Origin of the sequence: Psychrobacter sp. GW64-MNA-CIBAN-0177, assembly GCF_040309585.1 — a bacterium.
Classification (GTDB): Bacteria; Pseudomonadota; Gammaproteobacteria; order Pseudomonadales; family Moraxellaceae; genus Psychrobacter; species Psychrobacter okhotskensis.
Genome location: NZ_JBEOOY010000028.1, coordinates 21045 through 27651 on the forward strand (window position 1 = coordinate 21045; position 6607 = coordinate 27651).

At 43.9% G+C, this 6607-nt stretch carries 6 protein-coding genes; 5 read left to right on the forward strand and 1 reads right to left on the reverse strand.

What is annotated here, in order from left to right; translation table 11 throughout:
* Position 1: 1 nt before the first annotated feature.
* Positions 2–1711 (reverse strand): urocanate hydratase, encoded by a 1710-nt coding sequence (hutU, locus tag AAEY79_RS12890; RefSeq protein ID WP_350588222.1) that lies wholly within the window; start codon positions 1709–1711, stop codon positions 2–4.
* Between the two features lie 304 nt (positions 1712–2015).
* Here hutU and AAEY79_RS12895 point away from each other — a divergent pair, with 304 nt between their 5' ends.
* The 5 genes from AAEY79_RS12895 (at position 2016) to AAEY79_RS12915 (ending at position 6567) form a co-directional block, all read left to right on the forward strand.
* Positions 2016–2780, forward strand: a complete 765-nt coding sequence (locus AAEY79_RS12895; RefSeq protein ID WP_201566173.1) for a UTRA domain-containing protein — start codon at positions 2016–2018, stop codon at positions 2778–2780.
* A 360-nt stretch (positions 2781–3140) separates the two neighbouring features.
* The gene (locus AAEY79_RS12900; RefSeq protein ID WP_025650742.1) at positions 3141–3977 is read left to right on the forward strand and encodes an amino acid ABC transporter substrate-binding protein; all 837 of its coding nucleotides are present in this window, start codon (positions 3141–3143) and stop codon (positions 3975–3977) included.
* A 53-nt stretch (positions 3978–4030) separates the two neighbouring features.
* Positions 4031–4714, forward strand: coding sequence for an amino acid ABC transporter permease (locus AAEY79_RS12905; RefSeq protein ID WP_201583561.1), 684 nt, complete (start codon positions 4031–4033; stop codon positions 4712–4714).
* Between the two features lie 69 nt (positions 4715–4783).
* On the forward strand, positions 4784–5527 hold the full coding sequence (locus AAEY79_RS12910) for an amino acid ABC transporter ATP-binding protein (protein WP_025650740.1): 744 nt from the start codon (positions 4784–4786) through the stop codon (positions 5525–5527).
* Positions 5528–6243: 716 nt separating this feature from the next.
* The gene (locus AAEY79_RS12915; RefSeq protein ID WP_352288637.1) at positions 6244–6567 is read left to right on the forward strand and encodes a hypothetical protein; all 324 of its coding nucleotides are present in this window, start codon (positions 6244–6246) and stop codon (positions 6565–6567) included.
* Positions 6568–6607 lie beyond the last annotated feature (40 nt).

The following is a 6607-nucleotide window of genomic DNA, read 5'->3' on the forward strand; positions in this document are numbered from 1 at the left end:
GCTATTTAATCATCGGTAGATTTAAGCCATATTCTTTGGCTGTTTTGATGGCCAGCTCATAGCCCGCATCCGCATGACGCATCACACCTGAGCCGCAATCATTGACCAGTACTCGCGCCAAGCGCTTGGCAGCGGCATCTGTGCCATCAGCGACGATGACCATGCCAGAGTGCTGCGAGTAACCCATACCCACGCCGCCGCCATGATGTAATGACACCCAAGTGGCGCCGCCTGCGACATTGAGCATGCCGTTTAATAACGCCCAGTCAGACACCGCATCTGAACCATCTTTCATACTTTCTGTTTCGCGGTTGGGGCTGGCAACAGAGCCAGTATCCAAATGGTCACGACCGATAACGATAGGACCTTTTAACTCACCACTTTTAACCATTTCGTTAAATGCCAAGCCTGCTTTATCACGTTCACCAAGACCTAACCAGCAGATACGTGCTGGCAAGCCTTGAAATTGAATGCGTTCTTTCGCCATGTCTAGCCAGCGATGAATATGCTGATTTTCAGGGAACAGCTCTTTAATTTTTTGATCGGTTTTGTAGATATCTTCTGGATCACCTGATAATGCGACCCAGCGGAATGGACCTTTACCTTGGCAAAACAGCGGACGAATATAAGCAGGGACAAAACCCGGGAAATTAAAGGCATTTTTTACCCCTTCATCAAAGGCAACTTGACGAATGTTATTACCATAATCAGTCGTTGGGATACCCATTTCTTGTAGATCTAGCATGGCCTGCACGTGTACGGCACAAGATGCAGCAGCATCTTTGGTTAAGGCGGCATGTTGGTCTGGATTTTCTTGTGCTGCTTTCCATTCTTCAACTGTCCAGCCACTTGGCAAGTAGCCATTGATTAAGTCGTGAGCGGAGGTTTGGTCAGTGACCAAATCAGGTTTTATCTCGCCTGCATTGGCACGCTTGACCATCTCAGGCAAGATATCAGCCGCATTGCCAAGTAGCGCGATAGAGACGGCTTCACCTGCGGCAGTATGCTGCTTAATCAGCTCATAAGCATGGTCAAGATTGTCGGCTTGCTTATCGACGTAACCAGTACGCAAACGGAAATCAATACTAGACTGTTGGCATTCGATGTTTAAAGAAGTCGCGCCGGCAAAGGTCGCGGCTAAAGGCTGTGCGCCGCCCATACCGCCAAGACCAGCGGTCAAAATCCAACGTCCTGCCCAGCTGCCATCATAATGCTGGCGACCGGCTTCGACAAAGGTTTCATATGTGCCTTGGACAATACCTTGAGTGCCGATATAAATCCAGCTACCGGCAGTCATTTGACCATACATAAATAGGTCTTTGCGATCGAGCTCGTTGAAATGCTCCCACGTCGCCCAGCGGGGCACAAGGTTGGAGTTGGCAATCAATACACGCGGCGCATTTTCGTGAGTCTGAAAGACGCCAACCGGTTTGCCTGATTGCACCAATAAGGTCTCATCGTCTTCTAATTCTTTGAGTGATTCTAGGATTTGATCATAGCTTTCCCAGTTACGGGCTGCACGTCCGATACCGCCATACACAACCAAGCTTTTTGGGTTTTCGGCCACATCAGGGTGTAGGTTGTTTTGCAGCATGCGATAAGGCGCTTCGGTCAGCCAGCTTTTGCAATTTAATGTGCTACCAGTCGGCGCGGCGATTTCGCGGCTCTCATCACGGCGGGTAGGTTTGTTGCTATCGGTATCAGTAGTCATGGTCAAATCCTTATGAAATCTTTTTAGACAATAAAGTAATCAAGGTAAGCGTTTTACAGTCAGTCTATAAATTCGGCGAAATATCGATTAGATGACGCAGATTTTTAGCACTACTGTAAAGTTGTATATACAAATTATCAAAGATTATTTTCACACGCAAGTACTTTTTTATAAATGACTCAATTATTTTTGTGAGTGTTTTGGCAGATAGACAGAGGTGAAGGGGTTTTGCTGAGGTTCATGAAGTTATCTCGTGATATTATGGCCTCATTATTATTGATGAAACTAACGGTTAAAGACGAATATGACAAAGACGATTCCAGCCTATCAGCGGATTAAAAATGCCATATTGGACAATATCCATTCCGGAAAATGGCAGGCGGGCAATGCAATCTCTACCGAAATGGCCTTGGCAGAAGAGTTTGGGGTATCGCGTATGACGGTCAATCGTGCCTTGAAAGAGTTGAGTGAAGAGCGGGTATTGGAGCGCCGCCAAGGGTCGGGGACATTCGTCGCCCAGCAGCAGTTCAATCATACCTTTGTAGAAGTGCGTAATATTGCTCAAGACTTAAAATCAGCCAATCGTGACTATCAGGCACAAGTGCTGAGCAAACGCGCTATTACCGCGAGCATGTTAGATGATGAAATGCGCCGTAAATTTAGTATTGATGAAGCAGTCTTGCATTCTGAGGCAAATGAAGCTGATAGCACTACTAATAGCACCGAGGCGGCTATTTTATACGAAGTAAAAATCATTCATTTCGCGGATGGCCAGCCGATACAATTTGAAGAGCGTTGGGTCGATGCGACAAAAGTACCAGCATTCATTGAGCAAGATTTTAGCGTGGTGAATACTAGCGACTACTTGATTGCTGAAAGTCCACTCGAGCGCGGTAACTATACCATTCGCGCCTTAGCAGCACCTGATGAGATTGCTGAGGCGCTACAGATTGCACCGCAGTCACCGACGTTAGTGCTACGTCGTCAGACTTATTCGGCAGGGAAAGTATTGACCTTTGTAAAGATGTGGCATGCTGGCGATCGTTATCAATTCTCAGGTGCACTCTAACAATCTTACGCATGCTCACTGTTTTTGTACGGTTATTCTTACCCAATTACGATAGTATATAACTTAGCTACGATTTGATTTTTAAGTTTGCTAGGTAGCTGGCAACAGCATTAGCGCTGACTAGCCATTGTGATTAAAGGTAAACGTTACTGTAAAATGCTTAAAAATTATATCTAATACCTAAAAGTAGTATTGAAAAACAGACTTACTATCCTCAAATTGAGCAACCAAAGACACAGATAATAGCGTACAGGTTTTATTGCTATCTCTGTATGTCATCATTTAGCCGTTTTTATTTGGCTTATATATTTTGCTCTACTTATATTTTTGCATTATTCATTTATCCTATAAGGACGCCTTATGAAACGTCGTAACCTTTTAGCCCTTGCCGCCAGTACTGTATTGCTTGCCGCTTGTGGTCAGTCTAGCACCAATGAAGCCGACACCAATGCGACAGATAGTGCTGCGACTGGTGGTTCAGATTTGCTACAACGTATCAATAATGGCGGCACGATTAACGTCGGTACCGAAGGCACCTATCCGCCATTCACGTATCATAATGAGAGCGGTCAGTTGACGGGTTATGACGTCGAAGTGACGCGTGCAGTCGCTGATAAACTAGGCGTTGATGTTGAGTTTAAAGAAACTCAGTGGGATGCGATGCTGGCAGGTCTAGACTCAAAACGTTTTGATATGGTCGCCAACCAAGTTAGCTTGACCACGCCTGAACGTCTAGCCAAATATGACAAAGCCACCGCTTATAGCTGGTCAGGTGCTGTGGTGTTAGCGCCAACTGATGACAATCGTTATAGCTCATGGGAAGCGTTAAAAGGTTTGCGTTCAGCACAGTCACTGAGCAGTAATTATGGTGAGCTGGCAGAACGCTATGAAGCCGAAGTTGTCCCTGTCGATGGTATGGCGCAAGCGATTCAATTGGTCAAACAAGACCGTGCTGACTTTACAATGAATGACAATCTTGCCATATTGGATTATCTCAAGAAATTCCCCGACAGTGCGCTTGAAATCAAATTGGTCGCTCCTGTCAGTGAGCAGACGGGCTCGGGCTTAGTATTGCTAAAAGGTGATGATGCTGTGGTCGCCAAACTAGACGAAGCCATGGCCGCATTAAAAGCGGATGGTACATTGACCAAGCTGAGCGAAGAATTCTTTGGTGCTGATATAAGTCAACAAAAATAATGCTAGCGTCTATAACCTCATTGCTGGCTGAATTACTGGCATTGTTGCCATTCATGGACCCTGCTCGGGCGCAAATTGTCATCAATTCGTTTTGGCCAATGCTCAAAGGCGGTATCTATTATTCGATACCGCTGGCATTGATATCCTTTGCGATTGGTATGGCAATTGCGCTGTCGGTGGCGCTCATTCGTATCGTCCCACGCGCTGGCTGGTTCCATGAAATCATCTATCGGCTCGCTCGTGTCTATGTGTCCGCCATTCGCGGTACACCGATGCTGGTTCAGCTGTTTATTATTTTCTATGGTCTGCCAAGTGTCGGGGTGAAGCTCGATCCCTTTCCCTCAGCGATTATTGCGTTCTCACTGAACATCGGTGCTTATGCATCGGAGACAGTGCGTGCTTCGATTTTGTCGATACCAAAAGGGCAGTGGGAAGCAGGCTCGACGGTTGGCTTGACGTATCTACAGACGTTTCGTCATGTGATTTTACCGCAGGCGCTTCGAGTGTCGGTGCCGCCGTTATCTAATACCTTTATCAGTTTGGTAAAAGATACCTCATTAGCCTCATTGGTGCTGGTCACGGAGCTGTTTAAACAGGCTCAGATTATCACCGCACGTAACTATGAGTTTATGTTGGTTTACACCGAAGCGGCAGTGATTTATTGGGGTATTTGTTTATTCCTAACCTTTATTCAAGGTAAGCTTGAGACCAAACTTGATCGCTACGTGGCGAAATAGCTAAGTACGAAATAGCTTTTTGACTGATTGCAGAACAGCTTTAGTATCATCCGCACAACAGGAACCTTTATGATCAAAGTCACCAACATTCACAAAGCCTTTGGCAGCAATCAAGTGCTCAAAGGCATTGATTTGACCATTGAAAAAGGCAAAGTCGTGGTGATATTAGGGCCATCAGGGTCTGGTAAAACCACTTTTTTACGATGCTTAAATGCGCTAGAAATTCCAGATCAAGGCGTTATTGCCTTTGACGACGGCAGCTTGACGGTAGATTTTGCCACTAAGCCTAAGAAAAAAACCTTGTTGGCGCTGCAACGTAAGTCGGGCATGGTGTTTCAGTCTTATAATTTATTCCCGCACAAATCCGCGCTTGAAAACTTAATGCTTGGCCCGACAGTCGTACAAGGACAAAGTAAAGCGCATGCTCGTGAGCAGGCTTTAGTATTATTGGAAAAAGTTGGTCTGTCGGACAAAGCGGATCTTTATCCGTTTCAGCTATCTGGTGGTCAGCAGCAGCGAGTTGGTATTGCTCGTGCACTTGCGATTGAGCCGTCATTATTGTTGTTCGATGAACCAACGTCCGCGCTTGATCCTGAGTTGGTACAAGATGTCCTTGAAACCATGAAAAAATTGGCGTCAGAAGGTTGGACAATGGTCGTAGTTACGCATGAGATTAACTTTGCTCGTGATGTCGCAGATCATGTGGTTTTAATTGAAGATGGTGTTGTTGTCGAAGAGGGCAGTGCCAAGCAGCTCTTTGAGGATTCAGAGCATCCAAGGACGCAAGCATTTTTGCAGCGTATTCAACTATAAGCTACTTATCTAATTGTAATGTACTAAGCTATAAAAAAATCATCAGTCGCTTGGCTGATGGTCCTTTAAAGTGATTGACCGTTCATCTATCCGATGAAGTGATCTTGATTCATCATATTGAAAACAATAAAATAGTCTGTAATATTTGAATGAATGTAGAGATAACCTGAAAATGATGGATAGATTTATACTGAAATCTCTAGCAGTTTGTTTTTTGATTATCGGCTTGACAGCTATTCTTGTGACTAAATTTAATATGATGCAGTTGATAGCGATATAGTAGGAACACCTGTTAGAACCAAAGCCCCTTTAGGGCTTTTTTTATGTCTATAATTTGAATTTGATTTCTAGGGTGGGAAATAACTTGATAGTCATAACCATTGATATTTATAAATTTGCATTTTTCTAACCTGCTTTATACCAACAAATAGTTTTTATTTTGGGTATCATAAAATAGTTTGTCACAATATTTCTTATGGTAGTAAGTATGGTTCCCTAGTGAGGACTTGAAAGTTGGGCGGTAAGTTAATGATGTCAGTATCTTGAGATATTTAGGTAGTCACGGTTTACTTGGTAATGTACACGAAGCGAGCTTTCTGAGTGAAAGTCGGGGTGCTTTCGCTTTAAAAATTCACTTTTTTTAAATTAGTTTTAATTAAAGTAGATAATTGTTAATATACATACCAATTTACCTAAGAAAAAAGATCAAAACCCTAATGCAGGCATCTTCCGATAACGAATCTATCCAAGAATGGATGACATCAGACCGTCTTTATGAAGAGTATCTCTTCTTTTATTTACTCATATGCCTATTTTGGTTTTTCGTTGGTTTGTTTTCTATTGGTATACGCATACCAGTATTCAACGATATTCAGAACTTAATCCTCAACTCTGCATGGTTCTTGCTTTTGTGCGTCGCCTTAAGTATTCCTAAGTTCTGGTATCGGCTGATAAAAGGCAAAAATGCGTACCTGTTTCAAGCCACTGCCAAAGTGTATGAAACACCCCACTCTCAACTTGAAATAAGCAAATCAAACTGAAGAGGCGGATTACCAAGTTTTTTGTTGAGTACAAAGCACA

What these genes read in the sequence shown, in the direction of transcription:
- AAEY79_RS12915 (WP_352288637.1), top strand. Translation starts at nt 6,244, where the DNA reads ATGCAGGCATCTTCCGATAACGAATCTATCCAAGAATGGATGACATCA.
- AAEY79_RS12905 (WP_201583561.1), top strand. Translation starts at nt 4,031, where the DNA reads ATGGACCCTGCTCGGGCGCAAATTGTCATCAATTCGTTTTGGCCAATG.
- hutU (WP_350588222.1), bottom strand. Translation starts at nt 1,711, where the DNA reads ATGACTACTGATACCGATAGCAACAAACCTACCCGCCGTGATGAGAGC.
- AAEY79_RS12910 (WP_025650740.1), top strand. Translation starts at nt 4,784, where the DNA reads ATGATCAAAGTCACCAACATTCACAAAGCCTTTGGCAGCAATCAAGTG.
- AAEY79_RS12900 (WP_025650742.1), top strand. Translation starts at nt 3,141, where the DNA reads ATGAAACGTCGTAACCTTTTAGCCCTTGCCGCCAGTACTGTATTGCTT.
- AAEY79_RS12895 (WP_201566173.1), top strand. Translation starts at nt 2,016, where the DNA reads ATGACAAAGACGATTCCAGCCTATCAGCGGATTAAAAATGCCATATTG.